The 23,429-nt window shown below is 46.2% G+C and carries 16 protein-coding genes; all 16 read right to left on the minus strand.

Annotated elements, in window-relative coordinates; all coding sequences use genetic code 11:
• Positions 1 to 142 precede the first annotated feature (142 nt).
• Complete coding sequence (locus A1359_RS16320; RefSeq protein WP_066985545.1) at positions 143 to 1,375, minus strand: glycosyltransferase family 4 protein; 1,233 nt, start codon at positions 1,373 to 1,375, stop codon at positions 143 to 145.
• Between the two features lie 21 nt (positions 1,376 to 1,396).
• Positions 1,397 to 3,520 carry an NAD-dependent epimerase/dehydratase family protein gene (locus A1359_RS16325; RefSeq protein WP_066985548.1) on the minus strand — a complete coding sequence of 708 codons (2,124 nt, stop codon included), beginning with the start codon at positions 3,518 to 3,520 and terminating at the stop codon, positions 1,397 to 1,399.
• Positions 3,521 to 3,780: 260 nt separating this feature from the next.
• Positions 3,781 to 4,767 (minus strand): glycosyltransferase family 2 protein, encoded by a 987-nt coding sequence (locus A1359_RS16330; protein ID WP_066985551.1) that lies wholly within the window; start codon positions 4,765 to 4,767, stop codon positions 3,781 to 3,783.
• A 3-nt stretch (positions 4,768 to 4,770) separates the two neighbouring features.
• Entirely contained in the window at positions 4,771 to 5,868 is a 1,098-nt protein-coding gene (locus tag A1359_RS16335) for an acyltransferase family protein (RefSeq protein ID WP_198159386.1), read from the minus strand.
• A gap of 40 nt (positions 5,869 to 5,908) precedes the next feature.
• Positions 5,909 to 6,910, minus strand: coding sequence for a glycosyltransferase (locus tag A1359_RS16340; protein WP_066985557.1), 1,002 nt, complete (start codon positions 6,908 to 6,910; stop codon positions 5,909 to 5,911).
• Between the two features lie 18 nt (positions 6,911 to 6,928).
• Positions 6,929 to 9,157, minus strand: a complete 2,229-nt coding sequence (locus A1359_RS22075) for a glycosyltransferase (protein ID WP_083960694.1) — start codon at positions 9,155 to 9,157, stop codon at positions 6,929 to 6,931.
• 428 nt (positions 9,158 to 9,585) lie between these two features.
• On the minus strand, positions 9,586 to 9,978 hold the full coding sequence (locus A1359_RS16355; RefSeq protein WP_232322327.1) for an endonuclease domain-containing protein: 393 nt from the start codon (positions 9,976 to 9,978) through the stop codon (positions 9,586 to 9,588).
• A gap of 269 nt (positions 9,979 to 10,247) precedes the next feature.
• Positions 10,248 to 11,063: a 2OG-Fe(II) oxygenase gene (locus tag A1359_RS16360; protein WP_066985565.1), complete on the minus strand. Its 816-nt coding sequence runs from the start codon at positions 11,061 to 11,063 to the stop codon at positions 10,248 to 10,250.
• A 50-nt stretch (positions 11,064 to 11,113) separates the two neighbouring features.
• Positions 11,114 to 12,535, minus strand: coding sequence for a lipopolysaccharide biosynthesis protein (locus A1359_RS16365; RefSeq protein ID WP_198159387.1), 1,422 nt, complete (start codon positions 12,533 to 12,535; stop codon positions 11,114 to 11,116).
• Between the two features lie 77 nt (positions 12,536 to 12,612).
• Positions 12,613 to 13,983 (minus strand): hypothetical protein, encoded by a 1,371-nt coding sequence (locus tag A1359_RS16370; protein WP_157200583.1) that lies wholly within the window; start codon positions 13,981 to 13,983, stop codon positions 12,613 to 12,615.
• 101 nt (positions 13,984 to 14,084) lie between these two features.
• On the minus strand, positions 14,085 to 16,562 hold the full coding sequence (locus A1359_RS16375; RefSeq protein ID WP_066985573.1) for a PA14 domain-containing protein: 2,478 nt from the start codon (positions 16,560 to 16,562) through the stop codon (positions 14,085 to 14,087).
• A gap of 422 nt (positions 16,563 to 16,984) precedes the next feature.
• Positions 16,985 to 17,758, minus strand: a complete 774-nt coding sequence (locus A1359_RS16380; protein ID WP_066985575.1) for a WecB/TagA/CpsF family glycosyltransferase — start codon at positions 17,756 to 17,758, stop codon at positions 16,985 to 16,987.
• A 552-nt stretch (positions 17,759 to 18,310) separates the two neighbouring features.
• On the minus strand, positions 18,311 to 19,057 hold the full coding sequence (locus tag A1359_RS16390) for a CpsD/CapB family tyrosine-protein kinase (protein WP_066985581.1): 747 nt from the start codon (positions 19,055 to 19,057) through the stop codon (positions 18,311 to 18,313).
• Between the two features lie 364 nt (positions 19,058 to 19,421).
• A complete protein-coding gene (locus tag A1359_RS16400) occupies positions 19,422 to 21,167 on the minus strand; it encodes a GumC family protein (RefSeq protein WP_066985587.1) in 1,746 nt (581 codons plus the stop codon).
• Between the two features lie 19 nt (positions 21,168 to 21,186).
• Positions 21,187 to 22,380, minus strand: a complete 1,194-nt coding sequence (locus A1359_RS16405; RefSeq protein WP_157200584.1) for a porin family protein — start codon at positions 22,378 to 22,380, stop codon at positions 21,187 to 21,189.
• 61 nt (positions 22,381 to 22,441) lie between these two features.
• Positions 22,442 to 23,029 (minus strand): polysaccharide biosynthesis/export family protein, encoded by a 588-nt coding sequence (locus A1359_RS16410; RefSeq protein WP_066985595.1) that lies wholly within the window; start codon positions 23,027 to 23,029, stop codon positions 22,442 to 22,444.
• Between the last annotated feature and the right edge of the window lie 400 nt (positions 23,030 to 23,429).

Raw genomic sequence — 23,429 nt, forward strand, 5'->3', positions numbered from 1 at the left:
TAAAACAGTTCCTTCTCCCTCCGGGAGAAGGTTAGGATGAGGGCATATAAACCAGATGCTTACATTATTTATTCCCATCACCCTACCCCCTCCTTTATGCCCTATGGATACTCTTTCAACGAGAAAGTGATTTTGACAAAATCTAAGCCACCGGCGGCAACCCGCTCAAATTTGCAAACCATTGACCCAGTTTTTCCGCCTCGGTATCAATCGCATGTCTTTCCAATACACGCTGACGCCCCAGTTCACCCATTTCAGCCAAAGTCTCAGGCGAAGACTGTAATGCAACGCGCATGGCAACAACCAAATCATCCACTGAACCGGCAGGCACCAGCCAGCCGTTCTCAGCATTGACCACCAACTCCGGAATGCCAGCAACATACGTACTGATGACTGGTCGCCCCAAAGCGAACGCTTCCATAATTACCACCGGCAAACCTTCTGCGAAACTCGGCAGCACAAAGGCTCTCGCATTGACTATTTGTTGCCGCACTTGCTCGCCGCTCAATGAGCCGGTCAATTCAACATAAGCGGCCAGATCATGCTTGGCGATGAATTGTTCAATCTCGTTGCGCATAGGCCCATCACCTACCAGCACCAACTTCAAAACAACCCCTTCAGCAATTAATCGCGCAGTTGCTTGCAATAATAATAACTGACCCTTTTGTTCGCTGAGTCGTCCCACGCATACCATTCGGGGTTCCGCAGGAATCGGGCTGGGAAAGTGATGCAAAAACTCGGCATCCAAACCACAATGCACAATCTTTATTTTCTGCCAATCAGCAAAATCCCCCCAACGATACAACTGCGAACGACCATAAGACGAAATCGCCACCACGAAACGGGCTTGTCTGATTTTTTCAAGCAAACCCAGTGTTTCCGGTTTATCGAATTCCTCCGGCCCATGTACCGTAAAACTATAACCTGGCCCACCTAAACACTTGGCAAACATCGCAATGGTTGTGGAATTGGTGCCAAAATGTGCATGGATATGACCGATGCTCTGTTTGCTTGCCCAATCGCTCAACACGCAGGCCTCAAAAAAACAAATCAGGGTTTTTATCCAGTTTTTCTGATGACGTACGTTAAACCGAAATGCAAAAATCAAAGTCCGAAAAAAAAGTACGGCATTGCCTGATAGCTGCTTGGCAATGATCGCAATGAACTCATGCAGTGGGACTTTAACGATAAATTTCGTCAATTTAGCCTCAGCATGATCTGCCACATCCACAACGCCACCAGGCGCCGGGCGGATGGCAAAACGACTTACCCGCCAACCGAGGCTTTCCAGCGCCAGAATTTCCCGGCGAATGAATGAGTGGCTGACAGCCGGATATTGGTTGATGAAATAGCCGATATGTTGGGTAGTAGTCATGATATTAATTTTCGAAAATTTCTACTGCATAAACGCTTGCACGGCATCAATAATGCCGCGCTGAACCATGAGTTCCCGATCACCTACCGGTTTCCAGCCTAGCACTACCATAGTTTTACTACTGTCGTAACGCGCCCGGTGACTACGTGAATCCCAATCTCGATAACTTGAGGTGCGGCTATTGGGATGCTTGATAGCGTTTTTGGCAAATTCCTTGATAGCATCGCTTAGATAAAGCTTCCAGATTGGGGTAGGTTCCGCGCGTAATTTTGTACCCAGTTCTTTGGAGACAATATCCACATAATCTTGTGCGCTCAGCATGGGCTGGTCTGTCAATAAAAAGGTCTGCCCTTCGATAGCGGGTGCGTCCAACGCCATAGCCAAGGCTTCAGCTACGTCTTCTACCAGTACCAAGGGTAATTTGTTTTTACCATCGCCCCACAACTGTACCCGGGTTTCTGATTCAAACATACCTACACCCCAATGGGCGGGTGGGCAACCTTTACCGATGACGATACCAGGGCGAAAAATGACTAATGGCAAACTCTGGTTTGTATGTAACTCCGTTAAAAGCGCTTCGCAGGTTGCCTTTGAGCGCGCATACAGATTACGACTTTCTATGTTTGGATCGAGCGGCGTATCGCCAGTGATGACTTCGTTAGCATCGGCGGAATAATAGGAATCAATGGTACCGGTATAAACAAAGCGTTTGACGCCATGCGCCAAAGCTCTTTCAGCAATATTTTTAGTAACTAGTACATCCTGGGTGTAATAGTCCTGCCAATTTTTGCCATCGGTCTTTGCCAAGTGATAGACCACATCAATACCTTCCAAGGCGCTATCCAGAAATGAGGCATCAGCCGGGTCACCTTGCGCCAACTCTACCGGCAAACCCGCCAAAGCAATTTGACCGGCGTTCTTACTGCGTGTTATCACCCTGACACCCAAACCTTTCTTAATCAGCGCCTGAACCAAATACTTACCGATAAATCCGGTACCGCCAATAACCAATACGGTCGGTTTTTGTAATGCTGGTAACACGGTCCAAATCTGGCCGCTCGCTATCGGTGCTTCGAAATGTGCTTGATGAATAATCCTTTCGCATGTCTGAATAACTTGTAAACCAAACCGGCCATCCAGCCTGGAATCTAGTTCTCCGGCCAGCCCGCTATAAAAGCTTGTCACGCTAAGATGGATAGTCTCGAAGTAAGGATCGGCCGAAGGCTGTTTTTTTAACTTACCGTTTATAGCACGCACAAAATTGATAACACCGGTTTTGGCGTATTGAAAGGCAACAGTTTCCGTTGTCAACAAGTTGTCAAAATGTACCCCCGCGCCACTGGGTTCGTCCCGGCAATAAATATCGCGGTCAAAATCACATTTTGCGGTGGCAGCGTGCCCTCGTACTGTAATAGAACGGTCGGCAAAACCGGGTAATACCGACAGATTCAAGTCGATACCAGTATCGATGCAACGACCATGCACATGCCAACGGCGATAGGTTCTGGCACCTCCCGGCAAATCAATGGGTTTAAAAATATCGGTAGCCACATAATCCAACGGGCCCACCAGATCCAACAAGAATGCCACCAGATGCGGCCCCAATTCAAGAAACAAATTCTGTGGTTCGCGTAAGATCCAGTTGTCGAATGGGCCAAATTTGATCAGGCCAAAAGCGTATAACCAATTTATGGTGACTTGATCGAGCTTCCCCAGCGTGCCGTCTCTGGCCTGCAGACGCAATTTTTCATAGGCAGGCAAAAACAAAAAATTATGATTCACACCCAGCTTGACTTGCTTTTGATCGGCCAGCTCCACCAGTTGTTGGCATTCCTCGGCGTTGACGCCCATCGGTTTTTCCAGGAAAACATGGCGTCCGGATTCCAGAATCTGCCGGGTGGTTGCATAGTGCGCATCCGGCGGCAGTAACACATGTACGACGTCTACGTCAGATTCCAGTAAGGCCTGTAACGAAGAAAACACCTGAGGAATAGCAAAGGTCTTAGCTGCTTTTTCCGCCCTGGCAATAGACAAATCGCAGATGGCACACAATTCCACGTTGTCATTAGCTTTCAATGCCTTCGCATGCGCCTCTGAGATATAACCCGCACCCAGCAGGCCTACTTTCCATTTTTTATTAATCATTGTGCAATGTACGTTATTAAAAATAAATTTATATGTCAGTCAAATAAAACCAGTTCATTCTTAATTAGAAATGAAAACCAAATAACTTCGGCATTTATCCTCTCACCCCAACCCTCTCCTTTATGCCCTGTGGGTACGCGAGGAGAGGGGCTTTTGCGACAGTTTCCGAACAAGGCTGTTAAACAGTTCCTTCTCCCACCGGGAGAAGGTTAAGATGAGGGCATATAAAACAAATGCTTGCAATCATTTACCCCCCTCATTTATTTGTATTCAATAATTTCATAGCGGGCCCGCAAGCGGTTGATATGAAATTTAAGCAAGCCTATGCCTTCCGCGAACTTCCCCAAAACGATAAAAAAGGAATACAGCAAAGCATCCTGCTCACTATCGCCACGCCCTAGCCGATAACGATAAACTCGATAGCCTAGCAGCGGATAACCCGCTAATAACGAAAAGCTCCACCCCGCTGTGGGAACAGCTGCGAACAAAATTAATGCAGGCAAAACAATACCCCAAAACCAGGCGCTCTTTCGTTCCCGCACACAATCCATTACTGCCGACTGCCCATTGAGAAAAGCCCTTTGCCCTATGGCATGCCCTCCCCTAACTGCACGTTTCCACCACTGCGAAAATCGCAGCATATTGGCATCATGCACCGCCATGGCATGGTCTATCTTAATAACTTTAAAACCGGCCAATGCCATACGCACACCCAGCTCAGAATCTTCACCGGCAATGACCTCTGGATTGAATCCTCCCAGCTGTTGAAACACATCGGCCCGCATCATGGCAATACCACCCAAGGCACCAAAATTTCTCAATTCACCCGTAGGCGAACACCATTCCATGGCGCACAAGCGATTGTAAAGCGAGGCGTCCGGATGCAACTCTTGCAGATGTCCGACCACTGCAGCGTAATGCTTACTATTGGCTAATGCTGTACCCGCTGCTAGCAGCCAACCGGATGCAAGCGTGCAATCGCCATCAACGAACTGCACAAACTGAATCGCCGGATGGCGTTGCATTAAATAAGCAAACCCTTCATTACGAGCGCGCGCGGCGGAAAACGGAGTAGATAAATCCAGCTCTACAATCTCTACATCCATATTCCTGGCCATTTCAATTGAACCGTCAATTGAACCGGAATCGACATAAACGATTGCATCAGCCGTCGCGCGAATTGATTCCAGGCAACGCCGCAAACGTTCACCTTCATTTCGACCGATTACTACTACAGCGATATTCATTAATTAATCCTTGTCACTTTTCAAACTTTCTTGCACTGATTTAGGCCCTAGAGAGACTGCATGACTCCAACGAATACAGGGTTTTTCAATCAGCCAAAAGGCCAGATAACTCCCAATCAGACAGCAGGCTAAAGTGGTGGTAACACCGATAATATCCGCTGTTATTCCGGGTGGAATCAGCAAGTGAACGACGCGAAAGCTCAGTCCTGTGATCGGGTTATGTAAAAGATAAAGACTGTAGGAAATCAAGGCCAACCACTGTATCCAGCGCCAATTTAACCAAGTATTCATACGGTCGAAAGCACTGGCACATGCCATCACTAACCCAGTAACCGCGACGGTTAGGGTTAATTGCGATGCGTTTAGTAAACCGGCAAAAAGCAGGACTAGGCAAAACAATATTGCGGACAATCTGAAATAACCGCCCATCAACAAACCCCAGCAAACTAGCACTCCAGCTAAGAAGCTGAACCAAAACTCAAAAAAAACACCCGGCCACACCGTAGTTGAGATCAAGCCAAGCGGCCAACACAGCGCGATAATAGCCATCAGGCCTATCACGAAAGAACGTGCCGTGTTGCCGTCAAAATGCCTGCTTGAACTATCGGCGATAAAAAACAGCATTGCGAAGGCCACATAAAACTGCACTTCGATACAAAGCGTCCAATACACAATATTAAAATGCGGCATAGCGAGTAAGCCCTGCATATAAAAAGCATGCGCCAAAAGCTGGGTTACATTAGGGAGTTCATATGGCAACCCAAGTGCTTTGCCTTTTACGAACGCCAATACCAGCGTAACGATGATCGCAAAATAATACGGTGGCGTTAATCGAATCATGCGCCGCAGCAGAAAATTAACCGCATAAGCGCGATTAACCGTTGCTTGCCGCACGGTATAAGCCATTACAAAACCACTCAGTACAAAAAACACCCCCACCCCTAAATGTCCGGCATCGAAAACAGCTGCATAAATAGAATGTGGCATCAATGGCTTGAGGTGTTCCAAATGCTTACCTTCCGACATGTGGTAAAGCACCACCCAAAATGCGGCAAGGCCACGCAATCCGTCTGCGAAGGCCAGGCGGTTACCTGTCTTCACAGGTTTAGACTCGATCAATTGAGCATTCATTCAATAGTTTTTATACAACCGGTTTATGTATCAATCTAAAAAAGGCTTTTCGCTCAACCTTATGTTTAATTGCACGAACAATAAACTTCATAAAAGAAATCATTTTTTTGTATCCCCTTTGGTTATCCAAATAGCGTTCATATTCAAGAGAAACCCTTCCAAAAAATAATTCCTCCCATTGCCTGGCAATAGTATTAATTGTAAATTCATCTGAACGGGCCAGGCATCTGTTCAGCATGGCTTCATAGAGTTCAGGCTTCTGTATCAGCTTTACAATGGCATCATAGGCATCTTCAGCAGAGTAAACTTCAATATAATCCAAGTCATCTTTACGCAGCTGTTGATAGGCCGGATCTGGACCCATTAATGCCGGGCATCCTGCTTTCCAGGCATTGATCAGCTTGCTAGGTGGTTTGCCGGATATATCGAAGGCGCTAATATCTCGAACTGCCAAAACAAGATCGACATTTGAATAATCATTCCAATCAGATTCTTTGATTAAAAGTGAGACGCCTATTTTTTCAAGTTGGTCTTTAAAAAAGGCGCTCTTAAACTCTGCGGCTAGATAATCAGGGTGGCCTATATAGGCTATATTTTTGATTGTGCTGCCGCGTTTGGAGTTACGTGAAATTAAGCCAGGCTGCGGCCAATGGGTAATATAACAATCATAATTAGAAGCCAAACGTAGTTTGTTTTGCACAACTCGAATATTAGCTAGTGGGGCCAAGGGCGTATCCGCTTGAATGGCAATAATAAAACTACGATAAGACCTATCTTTAGTTGCCAACTCCCAATAATGAATAACGCATATCTGACCTGGTACAATATCTGATACTAAATAAATATTGGAATAGCCATTTTGTTTCAGATAAAGGAATGTTTGAAGTATCCAGCAGTCTTCGCCTGTTTTAAATCGCTCTGGTTTAGCGTTGGGATCTATTTCAGTTAAACCATCGGTAATACCATGCGTTTTGTTTTTATAAACAAAATAAACAGGATATGGAAAGTGCATAAATATTCCTTATAGACCTTAAAGATTACTCTTGATTAACTCTGAGCGTTCCAGAAAAACAGCTCGACTTGTAAAACGTTCCCCATCTTTAAGTGCTCGTACTTTGAGTTGAGCAATGAGTTCCGGGTTACTAACCAATTGACTGACTTTTTCGGCTAACAATTGCCAATTATGGCGAGGCACTAATACGCCACCAGCGTTCTTTTCAATAAGATCACGCGCATAGGCACTGTCATAGCCAATAATAGGCACACCCAATCTAAGCGCCTCTATCAGACAACGCGGGGATTCTGGCGTGACATGGGTAAATACAAACAAATCCGCCGATTTAAGCAGTGTGGCTATATCGGCTCGACTGGCAATAAAACCAGGCAGAGATATGATCTCTGCTAATTGACTGAGCTGAATGGCTTGTTGCAATTCGTTAAATAACGGGCCATCGCCCGCCCAAGTCGCTCTAAATTTTACGCCTTGCGATTGAACGGTTTGCAGAGCACTCAACCACTCCAAGGGCGCTTTTTCAGATGCAACGCGCCCAGCATAAAGAATGTGAATCTGATCCGACGTAGAAATGTTGGCAGACGAATCCGCATCCTGATCGGGGATGTCGTGAATATTGTGAACAGAGGCCGCGCATTTATCGGCAGACATCCAAATCTTGTAAGTTTCATAAGTATCCATACCGTGAAACAAACCCAGGTTACATTGACTGATAAGCCGCTTGTGCCAGATCTTCATCAATGGACTATCGATACGAGCGCGCCAACGCTGCATAGGCCCAAGATTACTAGTCGCTCGCAATATATATTCATGACAGACATTGTCCGTATGCACTGCATAAATACGTTTTTGCTGAATGGCAATTTCTGCCGCCACCGACGCCCAATCGCCCCATAAACCCGAAATTGCAAATTGCAAGTAACGTGAATCTCGGATTAGTGGATCTAACACGCGGACAGTATCTAGCATCGCCCGCAAAAATTGATCGGGCCGATAGGCCCAAGGCAAAGGCACCAATTTCACACGCTCAAGAATAACGGGATCGGGCTGTATCCACTGCACCTCTCGCCTTTCGATAGCTAAATATTCAGGTATTACAGCGGCGGCAAGCGCCAGCGTTTCAAAATTATCAAGCCAGCGATGCAGGCCATGATGGGCTTGGGCTTCAATTAATAGTACGTCACCCTGTCGCCGGAATGGCACCGGCAGTACCAGAAAGTGTTCGATAACAAACTGATGCATAGACTTTTTCTGATCCATTGATGATGGATTTGTCACAGGCCTGATCTCAGTACCCTGGATGATGGAACTCTGTTTTATAAAGTCGAACAGCATGCCGGGCGGATCAAAATCCGGTTTTTTTTGCATAAAGCGACGTACGCGCCACAAGGCAAAACCCACCATGAAGGCAGCATCGATAACTAACGTTTTCAGAGCACCTTCGTTTTTCAGAAAATATCGCCGCCGTGCCTGGAACCAGAAGGTAGGTCTGCGTATGACAATTCGATGCCCAATACCACTAGAGGCGCCTTCCAAATGGACAACCCGGCTTTGCGGCACATACCATACTTGCCAGCCGGCTTGATGCGCACGTTGGCAAAGATCCATGTCTTCAAAATAAGTAAAAAAGCTTTCGTCCAGTAAGCCGATCTGATCCAACATGTTCGAACGTAATATCATGCTGGCGCCGGATACCCAATCGACTGGTGTTTCTTCTTCGGGTGGTTGCATGGCTACGCACCAATCAGACAGTAGACGCGAAACCACCCCCAGCTTTAAGCCCTGATCAAATTCGGAAGCGATGCCGGGAAAACGAAATGGTGAGCATTGGTGTTCACCGGTTTCAGTTAAAAGCTTGCTGCCGGCAATCCCGGCCTGCGGATGGCGATCCATGAAATCGATTAAGCTGGTCAATGCATCATCGGTCACCAAGGTATCTGAATTCAATAACAGCACATACGCGGGTAAGTCGCCATTTTGCTGAGCACGTTCGATCACCCGATTGTTTCCACCGGTAAAGCCCAGATTTTCCGGCGAAACCAGCAACTCAGCCCAATGATGCCATTGGTTTTCCTCTAATACCTCGCGCAAGGTGTCGACAGCATCAGCGCCTGTGCCATTTTCCCATATTACGACTTTTGCCCGGCCACTCAGAACCACCGGACAAACCGACAATGAATGCAAACAATCCACGGTAACATCGGTGGCAAGGTAATTAAGGATAACGATCAGTAATTGAGGTTCCATGGATTATTGCACTATGCTCGCTGGGCTTATAACTGACTTATTTCGCAAATAAAGAAGTTCAAATATCAAGCCCTCTAAAAAGGAGGTTGTCGTAAAAGCCCCCTCTCCTCGCGGGCATAGGTATCTACACAATTTTTTTGCATTATAAATCCAATGAATTACAAATCGATCTAGCGCCCTCTCTTGCTGGAGAGGGTTGGGGTGAGGAGAATAAAAACAACCCTTTATTTCACCCTCATCCCAACCTTCTCCCTCAAGGGAGAAGGGGTCGGTACTTGTGTAGATACTTATGCCTCGAGGGAGAGGGTTGGGGATAATGTAAGCATCTGATTTATACACCCTCATCCTAACCTTCTCCCAACGGGAGAAGGAACTGTTTTGACTTTTATGACAACCTCCAAAGGGTTGGGTGAGGGGAAATAAATAAATCATTCTGTTCTCTGCTCAATCTCTAAAATTGCCAAGCGTACGGTCTCTAAAACGCCTTCGGTATTTTCAATAACTTCATTATTCCAGAACCGCATAACCTTAAAACCACGTTGTTCTAGAAACAAACTACGTTGCTTGTCATAGTTAATTTGACAAGCATGCTGCCCACCATCCAATTCAATAATCAGCATTAACTCAAGACAAACAAAATCTGCAATGTAAGGCTTTATTGGCAATTGCCTACGAAACTTACAGTCATAAAAGCGTCTGTTGCGCAGGTGCTGCCATAATAGTCGTTCGACATCAGTTTGATTTTTTCTTAGTGCTCTCGCTTTGTTAACTAAAATCATCGCTTTTTTCAAATACCCCTCTACCTTTGGAGGCTGTCGCAAAAGCCCTCTCTCCTCTCGTACCCACAGGGCATAAAGGAGAGAGCTGGGGTGAGGGGGATAAATAATATAAACATCGGATTTATATACCCTCATCCTAACCTTCTCCCGGTGGGAGAAGGAACTGTTTTACTTTTTACGACAGCCTCCTTTGGAGAGGGGTAATACAACTTTATGGGCACTATTTCCTCTGGAGTAGCGTTGACCTGATATGAAGGAATTCAATTGGCATTTCCTTATCCCTGAGCTACACGACCAAATCTATCAACCAATTACTTGCCTATCATTGTTTTTACGGTTTTTTTCAGGCTGCGAAACACCTGTTTTGAACTGTTCAACGAGTCTTCTGCTGGCATTAGCAAGTGACCTTTCAACCACTCATCCGGTCTTGCTTTGAAAACGGTTGAATGCTTGACACCATCCCAACCAGCAGGCGCTTCTTTGGTGTAGTAATACACCGCAAAAGATTTCCGCGCTCTACCGGGAGGACAGCGCACAGGCGTTACACCGTGATAACTGATTTCATTAGTGGAAAAACCACAGGCACGATTAAATATCGGTGCAAAGGCGCCTGCACAGTTTTTGACATCCTTGTCCCACAGGTCAAGAAAGCCACCGTAATCTTCCTGCCAATCTTTGTTGAAGTAAATCAGGATATTGACGCGTCGATGCCATTGCGTCTTTTCAATAAAGTTAAAATCCACATGCACATCAAGCCTGCCGCCGGAATTGGTTTCGTGTATGCCACCGCCCATCAGCTCGGGATCTGGCAATAGATTGGGAATGCCTGTCATTTGGCTGACCATGTCGACAAACTCAGGTGATGCTAATAAGTGATGTAACTTAAGAATTGCCGGTGAAAATTGGGTCGTATCGCAAATCTGTATCTTGTATTTTTCATTAACCGCCGAAAACTCCTTGCCCATCGTTTTTGATTCTTCATAAGACGGAAACGCATCGTGCACTTCATTGGCAAATTCATCATCCAGAAAATTATCGATACAAAAATGTGGAAATGGCTTAACGCCTTGAATATCAGATTTTAGTGTGTTGAAGCTTAGGGGGGTTATGAGATTCATTAGACTCATGTAAATTTCCTTATAGTATGGGTTGATTGACAATGCGTAATTAGATTGACTTACTTTTTAGCAAAACCATGTGCAAGCATTGTGCGTACTTCGGTGTATGCCTCTAGCCTAAATACTTGACATAGCATGACAAATAAGACACCGCCCACGACAACCTGCAAGCTCAACAAGGGTATAAAGCTATTATGCCAATATTTACCCATAGCAAATACTGTGCAGGCCATAATTGCCGACAGCAGAAGAGCGGGGAGAAAATCTAATATTTGCTGTAGGGGGCCATAATTGAAATAACGCCCACTAAAGTAAGCATTTACCAAAAAGCCCATGATGCTATAGGCCACCTGACTCCAGGCAAGCCCCAAAATGCCATACCTCAGCCCAAAAACCAGCATGCCGGTACCAATGAGTTTCTTGACCAGTTCTGCTCTGAAAAATACTTTGGAATGTCCTATTGCTTTAATGGCGTTTAGGTTAATGAGATGTAAAGGCATCAATATGCCGCCCAAACATAAAATTTGTAATAGAGGCGCAGCGCTTATCCATTGATCACCGTAGATTAATACTATGACGGGTTCGCTAGTAACCATAAGCCCTAGCATGATAGGAATATTGATAAACATCACACCACGAATGGAATATTGCATGCCTCGACGAATCCTTTCAATATCGCCCGCAGCTGCTGAAAAAATAGGGAAAGCCACCCTGGACAAAAAAATCCAAAGTGCCTGCATGGGAATTTGCCTGGCATTGTCGGCTCGATTATAAAATCCCAAATCACCCACACCGTAAACCTTCCCGACAATTAGCGCGTAGGCACGGTTGTAGGCAATATCCAGAAAGCTGGTCAACATCAGAAAACCTCCGAATCCAAACAGGCGCCGTAAAGACGCAATGCTGAAAACAATACCTGGTCGCCAACCGCTTAGCATCCATAACATAGCGGTTGAGACGACACTTTCAGTCAGTTGCTGAAGGGCTAGAGCCCATACACCAAAACCTGCACTGGCAAACCAAACGGCCGCACAACCCGATATGAATAATGAAGATGCGGTAATAATGGTAATTTTCTTCAGTTTCAGCTGCTTTGTGAGCAAAGGATGATGAACACTACCCAGTGACATCACCACAATATTAAGCCCCATAATTGCGATCAAAGGCGCTAATACATCCAAACCATAGAAGTCAGCAATATAGGGCGATGCAGCCCATAACAGACTTGCACAGATAACGGCCATACCAATGCTGAACCAGTACACCGTTGACTCGTCGGTATGCGTGATATCTTGCCGCTGTCCTAGCGCCGATGAAAAACCGCTATCAATAAAAGCATGTGCGATATCGGCAAATATATAAAGCAATGCAACCGTACCAAACTCTTCAGGGGTTAACAGCCGCGCAAGAAATACCGACACTATTAACCGAATGCCTTGTCGCGCTATTACTTCGCCGCCACTCCACATAACGGCCTTCATAGATTTCTTTTTCAGCGAATTTTGCTTGCTTTCTTCTGTCACTAGTTGTGTTTGCTTAATTAATCGATTTTGTTGATCTAATGCGCCGGTATATCTTGAACCGGACGCGTGTATTTAAGATGGTGCTTTGAAGCGGATTGAGTACGTTTGATATATAAGAGTTGTTCGTAACGCCCCAACAGCGCTCCAGCGACCAACCAAGTCCAAGGGCTCATCGGATTATTTGGAACTAGGTCCAGCACGTTAATACCAAGGATAAGCGCAACAGCACCGAGGACAATGGACTCCCGCCGATCAGCTAGATAACGCAATGCTCTAGCGCTCAGTAATACCGGCAGCGCCAATAGACCAAATTCGGCAAATAGGCCTATCCAGCCAAACTGGCCAATAGTGATAACCCAGCGGCCATCCGTTACACTTAAGTCTTTGCCAGATTCAGAGTGGTAAACACGGTTGCGCCCCCAACTACCCCAGCCAAACAAGGGGCGTTCATTAGCTTTATCTAGCAACATGTCCTCATTTCGAACACGAAAATCAAAAGATTGAGCCCGATCAGGACTGAATGAAGAAGCAGCATCATATATAATTTGGCTTGGAAACCAATCCAGACCTCTAAGAACTGGATAAAACATGGCAATCAATACCAGAATGCTGGCTACCCGAATTTGTTGCTTCGGCTTACCGTAACGTACCAGAGGGGATAAAGTAACAGCATACAAAAACGCAGCCATGCTTTTGCATAACAGCAACACCGCCATGAGATATGCAGTAGCTTGTCCGCCCGAATGCCATTTTACCCGGCGCCCAGTTCGCCAAAGCGCCGTCGCCGCAATCACGCTGGTCATTGTAGAAAAAGCCACCAGCAGGCCATGCCCCATGAATACGACCGGTCGAAAACCATCTCCACGCATTTGTTGCAAAAAACTGTGTGGAAAATAGCCATATATCCACACATGTAGCTGCGGACTAAGCCGCACCTCGAGCAACATAGGCAAGGAATACAACAATCCTGCCACGGCAAGCACCATCAGCATGTCTTCATGATCCTTAGCGGCTCGCAGAAAGGCAAGACCGAGCAGGAAAGGCAGAATAAACAAACCTTGTCTAATCACGGCCGATAGAGCATCGTAAAGCTCCATTCCTTTAATAAACGTGGGTCCGGCAATAAGCGGATCAGCATTACCCAATACCGTGACAAATGGGCTAACTACGTAGGCAAGCATCAACCAGCGCGCCATCTGATCCTTTGGCAACAATGGCACCCTCTTGCCTTTGATAAACAAACAAACCAGATAAGCCGCTATATTGGGGATAGTCGACTTATCCAGCGGCGGCACTAGCGGAACGTCTACGCTGAGTCCTGCAGGCAGCAGAAAATAGGCGGCCAAGATAGACCACAGCGTCGCCTTACCTATGGGCAAACGTTGATATATGGCAATCGTTACCAACGGCCAGCTGAAAAGGGCCAGATAGGCAAACCAGTTCGGATTAATAGGAACTACTCCAATTCTGAAAATAAAATAAGCAATAAGCCATTTTCAATAATCCATTAAGGCGCTGAAACATAGTCTTTAATCGCTTGGTATCTTGGTGCAGTCGCAGGGTCCTGATAGGTAGATTGCAACAAGCCCCAATAACCATATTTGCCATATCGACTGATATCCGAATAATGATTTAACACCCCTACCGAATCGGCACCATACTCTTGAAACAGCTTGTTCCAATGATTAAGCATCACGGCATACACATCCTTCATCCGTGGATCCTTATTAATTTGCGTTACCTTGGCAATTAATTCAGCATTATTCTGCGGTGCCAACAAGTGGGTTCCCCCTTCATAGGCCACCAGTTGCAAGCCTCTGGCTTTGGATTCCGCGAGTATATTTCTGATCAGGCCAGGATTTTTGCTGTCACCAAATAAGCTATTGATGTTGTCGATCTGTGCTGTTAACAATTCCTCCTGGCTAAGGGTTTCTAATGATTTGTCTTTGTCCAGGTAAAAATAGGTGGTTACCGCCCAGGCATCGGCAAACTTGTAAGCAGGGTTACCTTGGGTAGGCATGCCATTGTTCGGCATTTTCCAATCCATGACACTTTTCGCGCGGTCAAACCATGCCGTTTGCGAAGTTAGTACTCGCACCAGTCGACTTTGCTGTCTTGCCTCATGAAGATCGGCTTCGCCGAAAATCCGATTGAATATTTTAAAGATTTCGGTAGCCCTATAGGCATGCCAGGCATCAGCCTGAACGGCAGCCCCACTTAATTGCAACTCGCGGGCTTTTGCCTCGGAATAGTTGTAGCCTGGATAACCGAAATTCCAGGTTTCATTAGAATATTCGATGTAACACTTCAGAGTTGGCTTGAGCGATTTTTTTAGAATCAGAGCCAATTCTTCAACAAACTTATCGTCTGCAGCAGTGGGCACCGTAATCCAGGGATCGGCATCCAGGGTGTTTGCCAACTGGATCATGGATTCGAAGGCCATGCCCTTAACAGAAGTTTGTCCTAACGTAGTAGCTGGGGCCCTATCTGCCCAAGTTCTGTTTACAAAATCATAAATGTTGACTGTTGGCTGTTTGCCGCTTGTTGAGGTTTCTATCGGTGATTTCAGGTGCAACGTACGTTTAGCGCCATCGTATCTATCAATAATAACCCGTGGCCATTTGCCATCTAAACTTAGCAATGCCACCATGTTAGCGAAGGCGCCATCTCCTGCAGGTGCAGAATCCGCCAAAGTAATACTTTGCGCTGTATGGGCGATGGCTGGCGAGTAGTAAACTGATTTATTTAAACTAACCGCGCCCCAATCCATAAACCTTAGGACTTGAAAAGGCTTTAGCAATGCCAACCATTTTTCATTGAAAGGCTGCTCTTTAAATGTTGCTTCATCATTACTATGTACAATATGCATATCGTGGATGGGGTCGTTCCATTCCATTGCGGTTATTTCGAGCTGTATGCCGTCTTTAGGAGTCAGTACATCAAATTCGATGCGGCCATCGTTTTTATAAGTAATATTTTTAGCATCCCAGCCCAGTCGTATCTTTCCACGGCCTTGATAAAGCAACACATAGTGACCAGCTTGATAAGGTGGCGTATCCGTTGGCCAAAAACCATCTTTAGGGATATGAAAAACACTCCAGATCCTAATCGTGCATCCATTTGGCAATGAACTCGGATAACCTTCCTGATCGAGCGTCGGTTGCTCAGGGCAAGGATCGTTACTGCTCTGTTTGAGAATACTAAGACCGCCACTTTGCATCATGAGGTCTTTAAAAGGCACGGTCGAACTGTAATAGCTAAAGGGCGAGAGGTTAACGCCAATAGGCGCTTTGTTAACATTCGGTTTTGGCGCCTTGATTACAGGATTGTTTTTGGTCTTGCTTTTTGCCGCAGCAGCTTTTACAGCGAGTGCTTCTGCTGCAGTGGTTGACGATGCAGTAACGGCAGAGGTTGTGGCTGTCGTATTGGAAGGCTGCGTTGTAATGGTTTGCGCTGTTGTAGTTACTGGCTCAACAGTATTAATTACAGAAGAGGGGATTGTTGGGACAACCTTATCTACCGTGACTGTTTCTTTAGGCGCAATGACGAGTGGCGATGATGTTGTTAGCTGTTTCCAGGCAACTTGCACCTGTGCATTGCCTGTCGCTTCGAAATACTCCACTTCAACTAAATGTGTGCCGGCACCTGGGTTTACTGCAACAAGGTATTCTGATGCTTTACCGTCTTGCCAATGATCAAGGATGGGCTGGCCATCCAGCAATATGCGTACGCCATCATCGGCCAAAGCACGAAATTCGTATTGTCCAGTTTTGAAGTCAAACTGGCCCCGCCAGCGGGCTGAGAAGTTATCTTTTGCTATCCGACGCGCAGGGCTGCGCTTTGCCCAGTTATATTTGATGTAAGGTGCTTTTCCGGTATACAACGGCTTACCTGCAAGATCTGTTCCTTTGAAAAATTCCACGCAAAAGCGGTTGGCTGGCGCGTCGCAGGCAAACACTGGCGCTATGAATAGATTGAGTTGCACAAAGAGGGCAACGGCAAAAACATGCTTCCAGGATTTAAGGAATGAAAAGCAAATATTTTCGACATTTAACCCCCTCACCCTAACCCTCTCCCGCAGGTAGAGGGGATGCCTGGTTAAAGTTATTTTGGGTGCGTTCCTAACTAACTTGATGGAAATCATAGCGAAAACTCTCTTGTTAAATTCATCTAACGTTTAGAAATGCATGAGTGTGGTTACCAATAACTTCGACCTCACCCAGCCCCTCTGAGGCTGTCGTAAACCCCCTCTCCTCGCGGGAGAGGGAATGCCTTATTAAAGTTATTTGGTGCGTGTTCCTTAGGATTGCGGCAAAAGTAGCTTGCAGAAATATTGACATCCCTTTGCGTTACGATTGATTCAGCATAAACGGAAAAATTTATCGATAAAGTATTACTGTTCATTGCCTATGCATCACCTTGAAATTGGGCTATCCACTCAATAAATACCAGCTTGGGGAATACTTTTGCATCGTGCCAATAGCGTCCGACCAGGCGTTTAGGTTCGCTCAACATTCTATGCAACCATTCCAATCCTAGAGTCCTCATCAGTTTGGGCGCACGATTCTTTTCCCCTGCCAGAAAGTCGATGGTGGCACCGACACATAACGCCACTTTCACCTGTAATTGGTGTTGCATGGCGTGTACCCAAAGCTCTTGCTTTGGCGCGCCCAGTCCCACAAGCAGTATGTCGGGCTTGGCCTGGTTGATCATTTCCACTACGGCCGGGTTATCTGCCGACAGTGCGTTGAACCCCATAGGCGGACTAAAACATCCAACAACCTTGATCCATGGCCAGCGTTTTGCGATGGTGTCTGCCGCTCTGACGGCGACGCCTTCCGCTGCACCCAATAAAAACACCCGCAATTCTGGTGCTACCTTAGCTGCATCAAACAGCGCCGGACACAAGTCGCTGCCGGGCACCAGCGCCGGTAAGCGTTTACCTAATAGACGGGATGCCCACAATACGGGTTTGCCATCCACGGTGACCAAAGAGGCATCTTGATAAGCCTCGCGTAAAGCAGCATCGGTCTGAAATTTGACCACATGATCTACATTCGGCGTCACTACATAACGGCAACCGTATTCGGGCTCGCTGCTCCATTGCAATAGCCGGGAAACGGTTTGCGACATGGTGAATGAATGAAAGTCGATGCCAAACATTCTTACGCGATCGTTCATAACAAAATCCTTAAATGCGATTGACTGCAAGAGTCTGTTGAATGAAATAGCGAAAAAATCATATTTTTGTGTTTTTTTGGTTTGGCAAGTGTGTTACTAAAAATATTGTGATTAGTTAAGTTAGCAATGCGCGCGAATTAACTCGTTCATTTAATTCCCTCACCCTAGCCCTCTCCCGGAGGGAGAGGGGACAAGCTGTTGAAGTTATTTCGTAGGCGTTCCTTAGTTAGGATTTAGCAAAATTAACTTCCCCGCTTATGGTTCCCATGCTTTGCGTCAATGCCATTAAGTTAAGAAAAAGCTCCCTCTCCTGCTGGAGAGGGTTGGGGAGAGGAGATTTATAATAAGGCAAAAAAGCTTTATTTAATCCCCTCATCCTAACCTTCTCCCGGAGGGAGAAGGGATTGTTCTTCCTTAACTTAATGGCAGTGATGCTTTGCGTGGGAATGCCGCCGGGGACGCTCCAGTGTCCCGAGCGGTTCAGGTTGTATTCCAACACGAAGCTTAGGAACAATGCACTTGGGTTTCATGAAATTAATGCCAACCATATCCTTAGCCTAGTGTCTGTTTATACTGAGGCAGCACGGCACCCTTAGACTTATTCAAAACCGTACCAACCAGATTGGTCTGATCCAGTATGGTTAACGACTGACGTACTTCATCCGGGGTGGTTTTGCCATCTTCTATGACCAGCAAAGCAGCATCGAAATGAGGCATGAATAACAGCGCATCATCCGAAGTTAACAAAGGCGGTAGATCAAAAAGCACGATGCGCGATTGATAGCGGGTTTTTAGCTCGTCTACCAACGAAGTCATTTTGGGCAACGAGATCATCTCCGATGATACCGAAGTTGTATGCTTACCCGGCAGCACGACCAACCGATCGAAGCCAGGATTGACCAACAAATCTTCGACTCGTACGTCGGTTTGCAAGTAGTCGAGCAAACCTTTTTCCACATCCAAACCAAAATACCAACCCACTTGCGGATTGCGCAGATCGGCATCCACGATTAACACGGTTTGGTTGACCTCCATCGCTAGCGCAATCCCCAAATTGGCCGTGATAAATGTTTTACCGCATTCCGCTGTTGGCGCGACAACCGCAATACTGGTCCAGTTTTTTTCCCGCAATTGCATCAGAACGTTGGAGCGGAGCAAGCGGAATACATTAGCGTGTGGGTCGTTTTTTAAACCCATAACCAAGCGTCGCTCACGCATAACTTCGGGTGCTACCGAAGCTGTACGGGTGCGGGTGTACTGTATGGAAGTAAGTGCGTGCGGTTGGTTAGTCGTGGTCAAAGCGTCACTCCGCTTGTAGTTAAGGCTAATTCGCTGCTTATCTCAGTGCGGGAGATTGAAGTAAAAGGCAGGTTGTGCTTAATGTAATGAAACCCAACAATTTGATTTTGTTGGGCTTCGCTTTGCTCAACCCAACCTACATTTTGCCTTTTTGCATCGTTCCTACGCTTCGCGTGGGAATGCAACCTGAACCGCTCTGCGGTTCGGGACGCTGGATCGTCGCCGAGGGAGTTCCCACGCGAAGCATGGGAACCATAAGCGTAAGTTAAGTCCCTCACTCTAGCCCTCTCCCTGAGGGAGAGGGAACAAGGTGTTAAAGTTATTTGGTAGACGTTCCTTAGCTGGTTTTTTTTAATCAAAATATTCATAGCTTCCCCAGCTTCAATAGCAGTGTTGCCCATATTTGTTCCAATGGCATTACTGCGAAGTGAGTCACTACGATGAGCGCAATGAACACTACCAGCGAGATAATCCAAATAAGCTTTTGGCGTTTCTTTTGGTTTAGTTTGTCTTGTGGTGTCTGGATATACGGTATGGCTACGATGGGCGGCATGCCGGTGACGCGTTCCAAGGCTTTGGCGCCTCGAATCGTCTCATGCATGAATTCCAATAAAAGTGTAAGCCCTAAACCAACACCTATCCCCAAGCCAAAGCCCATAGCGATGATTTTTTTTCTGTTGGGTTTCTCGGGTTTATCCGGCGCTATCGGCGGCTCAATCAACGTGAAAGTTTCACCTTTTTGCTCTTCTTCCAGGGTTTGCGCTAATTTAGCTTCTCGATACTTGGCTTCCAGCTCAGCGTATTTATTCAGGCTGGTTTGACGCATTCTCAAAAGATCCTGGTATTCCTTTTCTACCAGCGGTGTTTCATCGATATACGATTGCAGTTCCAGTTTATTTTTCTGTAATTGTTCCCTGGTTGTAATCAATTGAGCCAGTTCGTGCTCAGTAGTCGTTAGCTGATTGGCTATAGAGGAATATAAGGTGTTACCTTGATGCGCATCTTCAGCCAACTCAGCTGTTTTATTTGCAGCGTTGGCTAGCTTATCGGTCAGATTGCTAACTCTTTTTTCTTGTTTAAGTACGTCCGGATGCGTTTCTGAATATTTCTTTTTAAGCTCTATGAGTATGTTTTCGGCGTCTGTTAACTCTTTACGAGCATCGACTTCGTTGGCTTGGCCGTCAAACGTCGGCTCCAGATTTTGGATTTGCCGTTTTACCCGCAAAACATCCGGATGCGTGGCCGTATAGAGTGAGCTGAGATGGATAAATTCGGATTTCAGTAATCGAAGTTGTTCATCCTTATTGAGAGGTTTGCCGGTTTCTGAGGCGGGTACATCATCTTCGGCCTGGCGTAAGGAGTCGGTTAAATAAACGATGCGATCCTTGGCGATGCGGATGTCGCTGTCAGTTTGTCTTAGCGACTCTGTTGCTCTATCCAATGAGGACAGGTTGTTTTGCAACATTTCCGGTAAGCTGTAACCATGTTTTGCCTTGTAATCCATGATCTGGGTTTCGAAGCTGCCCATCTCTGTTTTGAGTTTTTCAGCCTCAGCACTCAGAAAATCCGTGGTTTTCGCCGCGCGCTGAGCACGAACCCGGGTGTTTTCATCCAAAAACAGGCTAACCAATTCGTTGGCAACAGCCTGTGCTAAAACCGGATTACTGTCACTAAACGATATGTTAAACGCGATGGTCGCCTTCCCCCCGCCACGATTAGGGTCGAGCACATCTGCTGAGATCATTTTGATTTCAGCATCTTCCTGGAAGCGGGTGACAATCTCGCTGGGCACCAATTTATCGCGTTCATCGAGATACACTTTGTGTTTCTGGATAATGGAAAGTATGCGGTCGCGGGTCATGACACGTTGCCGAATCAGTTCGATGCGCTTGTCGGCAAAATCCGTAATGGTGGTTTCAACCATGCTACGAGGAATCTGTTGATCCTCGATCAGGATGGTGGCCGACGAACGGTAAACTGGTGGCAATTTCATAGCCAGCACAAAGCCCAGAAAGCCAATCGTTAAAAATGAAATCAACAGTAAGTTTTTACGTCGCACGAGTATTTCAAGGTACTCGCTAATGGTCTTGCCGTTTTGTTCTTCGTCCATAAGTGATTAGTTAGTCGGCTTAGCGGGAAACCCGCAAGCCATCCCAGTTGTAGTTAAGGTGGAGCATGAATGCATTGGATTCCTGTGCGCCCGCAAGTGAGTTAATAGCCTGCCCGCCCTGGACATCAGGATACTCCTGACGACGGTAAAGGTATTTAGCGGACACATTCCAATCTTTGGAAAATTTCCATACTAGTCCGCTCGATGCCGAGTAGTAAGTTCGATTCTGGGCCGCCTGAGTTTGGCTTTGGCCGATGGATTGGTTTTTTTGCAGGCTGGCGTCAAAGTTGAAAGCTAGTTCTCGGCTAATTTGATAGGAGTAGTTCATGTTCACCGAGTTGTTTTCAAGCAACTGGCCGTATGCACTGGGATTGACCGTGCGTGAAAAATTGAAGCCATAATCCATGTTCTGGCCTTTATAGTTCAGCCCTAAGTTGGCCACATTTGTGAAGATCGGCGAGTCACTGCTATTGCTGGCTAATGTATTATTAATCGAAGAAGGTTGCTGGACCCAACGGCCGCCTGCACCAGCATTGATTGACCAGGCGCGACTGATGGCATATTGACCACCTAATTGAAAACCATACATATTTTGACTGGAAGCGCTGCCCGCATTACTAAACTCGCTTCGGGAAAAAAACAGGCTGTGATTAGAGGATAGGCGGCGATCCCAGTCGTGTGTTTCGGTCAAATTCAAGCTGTAGGTATCATTACTTCGGAAGTTGGCACCACTTCCAAGTTCATTGCTCGATCCGTTGGCCGAATAACTTGTTTGAGCATAAGTCGGGCTTAAACTTAGCTTATCCAGTGGCGCAAACTGCCAGTTCCAATTAGGCGCTAAATTGTAGTTCTCGGACTGATTACCGGGGACCAATATACCGGTGTCTGATGTCTGCTGGGAATAAGAACAGCTTTGCGAATAGCCCCCGGCCACTGAAAAATTCTGGGTTTTCATCAAATAGTGCTGATTAGCTCCCAGCGAGAAGTTGTCGCAATTCCATTGCTCGTCATCATATCGGCGAATATCACCGCCCCCTGTCAAACCAAGCCCTATGTTGTTGGTATTCCAGTCTGCGCTGAATCTAGGCTTCAGCAGATAACCGAACGTCGGCGTAGCATCGGGCCTTAACGCAATATTGTCATCATACTCAACGCCTTGATCCAAAGCGCCAGCCACTTTCCACTCAGCGCCAACAGCTACTCGTGCAAACATAACCCACACCAGACTGGCAAATATAATCTTTCCATAGTGATACATGTTGATATTTGCAATATCAAGGGATAATCACAGTGTCGCCGCTTTGCAGCAAAATATTGGTACCCAGGTTATCGCCATCCGCTACGTCGCTATAGGAAAAAAGTAATGTTTCAGAAACGCCGTCGTTGTCGCGGCGCAAAATACGGATATCATTTTTTGCCGCAAAGGGTGTTAGACCACCTGCCAAGCTGAGCGCCTGCATAACATCTAAGTTTTTCGACATGATGTAAGGCCCGGGCCTGGCGACTTCACCAATAATGAATATCTGGTTGCCTTCTACAGTAATGAGGGAGATATTAACCTCCGGCCCTGGTATGTATTCCTCTAGACGTTGCTGCAAAAAAATCTGCAACTCGTCAGTAGTTTTGCCTGCGGCCTGAATAACGCCCACCAGCGGAAAGGATATAGTGCCATCCGGCAATACCATGACCTCTGCATGTAAATTCTCTTCCTGCCAAACGTCGACTTTCAATTTATCACCTTTGTTGATGCGATACCCTGCATCGGCTGTGGCAAGAGATGGAGCAATGACTAAAGCAACTAGTAGGGTGAGGATAATTGTCCAACAGCGGACTGCTACTCTCAAAAAATCAGGAATTCTCACTATTAACCTTAATAAAATATAAACAATCATGTCGTTTTCTATATTGCAGAGAAGCAACTTAGTTGAACGATGGATGCATAAACACTCTGTTAGCTTCAAGCGAACCCATATCGCCCTTCTATCGACAGCAGAATAGCTAAAATACTAATTTAAAAAATCATAACAAATTCATTACGTTAATAATGGCAGGAGCATTTCTATTAAGGTCTTGGGCTTTATGTTGATGGATAAACGTCATCTACTTAACAGCTCCATAGCCTTGAACACAGACCAATACCACAACGAGTAAGTCGTGAGATAAAGCATGATTCATGCCACAGCCTTTACATGCTTATTTTGTAACGATAATCATCAGAAAGCCCCCTAACCCAAACTCTGTCGAAATATGGCATATGACACA

The sequence above is a fragment of the Methylomonas lenta genome, from assembly GCF_001644015.1.
GTDB classification, from domain to species: Bacteria; Pseudomonadota; Gammaproteobacteria; order Methylococcales; family Methylomonadaceae; genus Methylomonas; species Methylomonas lenta.

What these genes read in the sequence shown, in the direction of transcription:
- A1359_RS16400 (WP_066985587.1), bottom strand. Translation starts at nt 21,167, where the DNA reads ATGGACGAAGAACAAAACGGCAAGACCATTAGCGAGTACCTTGAAATA.
- A1359_RS16340 (WP_066985557.1), bottom strand. Translation starts at nt 6,910, where the DNA reads ATGCACTTTCCATATCCTGTTTATTTTGTTTATAAAAACAAAACGCAT.
- A1359_RS16325 (WP_066985548.1), bottom strand. Translation starts at nt 3,520, where the DNA reads ATGATTAATAAAAAATGGAAAGTAGGCCTGCTGGGTGCGGGTTATATC.
- A1359_RS16380 (WP_066985575.1), bottom strand. Translation starts at nt 17,758, where the DNA reads ATGAACGATCGCGTAAGAATGTTTGGCATCGACTTTCATTCATTCACC.
- A1359_RS16330 (WP_066985551.1), bottom strand. Translation starts at nt 4,767, where the DNA reads ATGAATATCGCTGTAGTAGTAATCGGTCGAAATGAAGGTGAACGTTTG.
- A1359_RS16320 (WP_066985545.1), bottom strand. Translation starts at nt 1,375, where the DNA reads ATGACTACTACCCAACATATCGGCTATTTCATCAACCAATATCCGGCT.
- A1359_RS16360 (WP_066985565.1), bottom strand. Translation starts at nt 11,063, where the DNA reads ATGAGTCTAATGAATCTCATAACCCCCCTAAGCTTCAACACACTAAAA.
- A1359_RS22075 (WP_083960694.1), bottom strand. Translation starts at nt 9,157, where the DNA reads ATGGAACCTCAATTACTGATCGTTATCCTTAATTACCTTGCCACCGAT.
- A1359_RS16365 (WP_198159387.1), bottom strand. Translation starts at nt 12,535, where the DNA reads ATGAAGGCCGTTATGTGGAGTGGCGGCGAAGTAATAGCGCGACAAGGC.
- A1359_RS16405 (WP_157200584.1), bottom strand. Translation starts at nt 22,380, where the DNA reads ATGTTTGCACGAGTAGCTGTTGGCGCTGAGTGGAAAGTGGCTGGCGCT.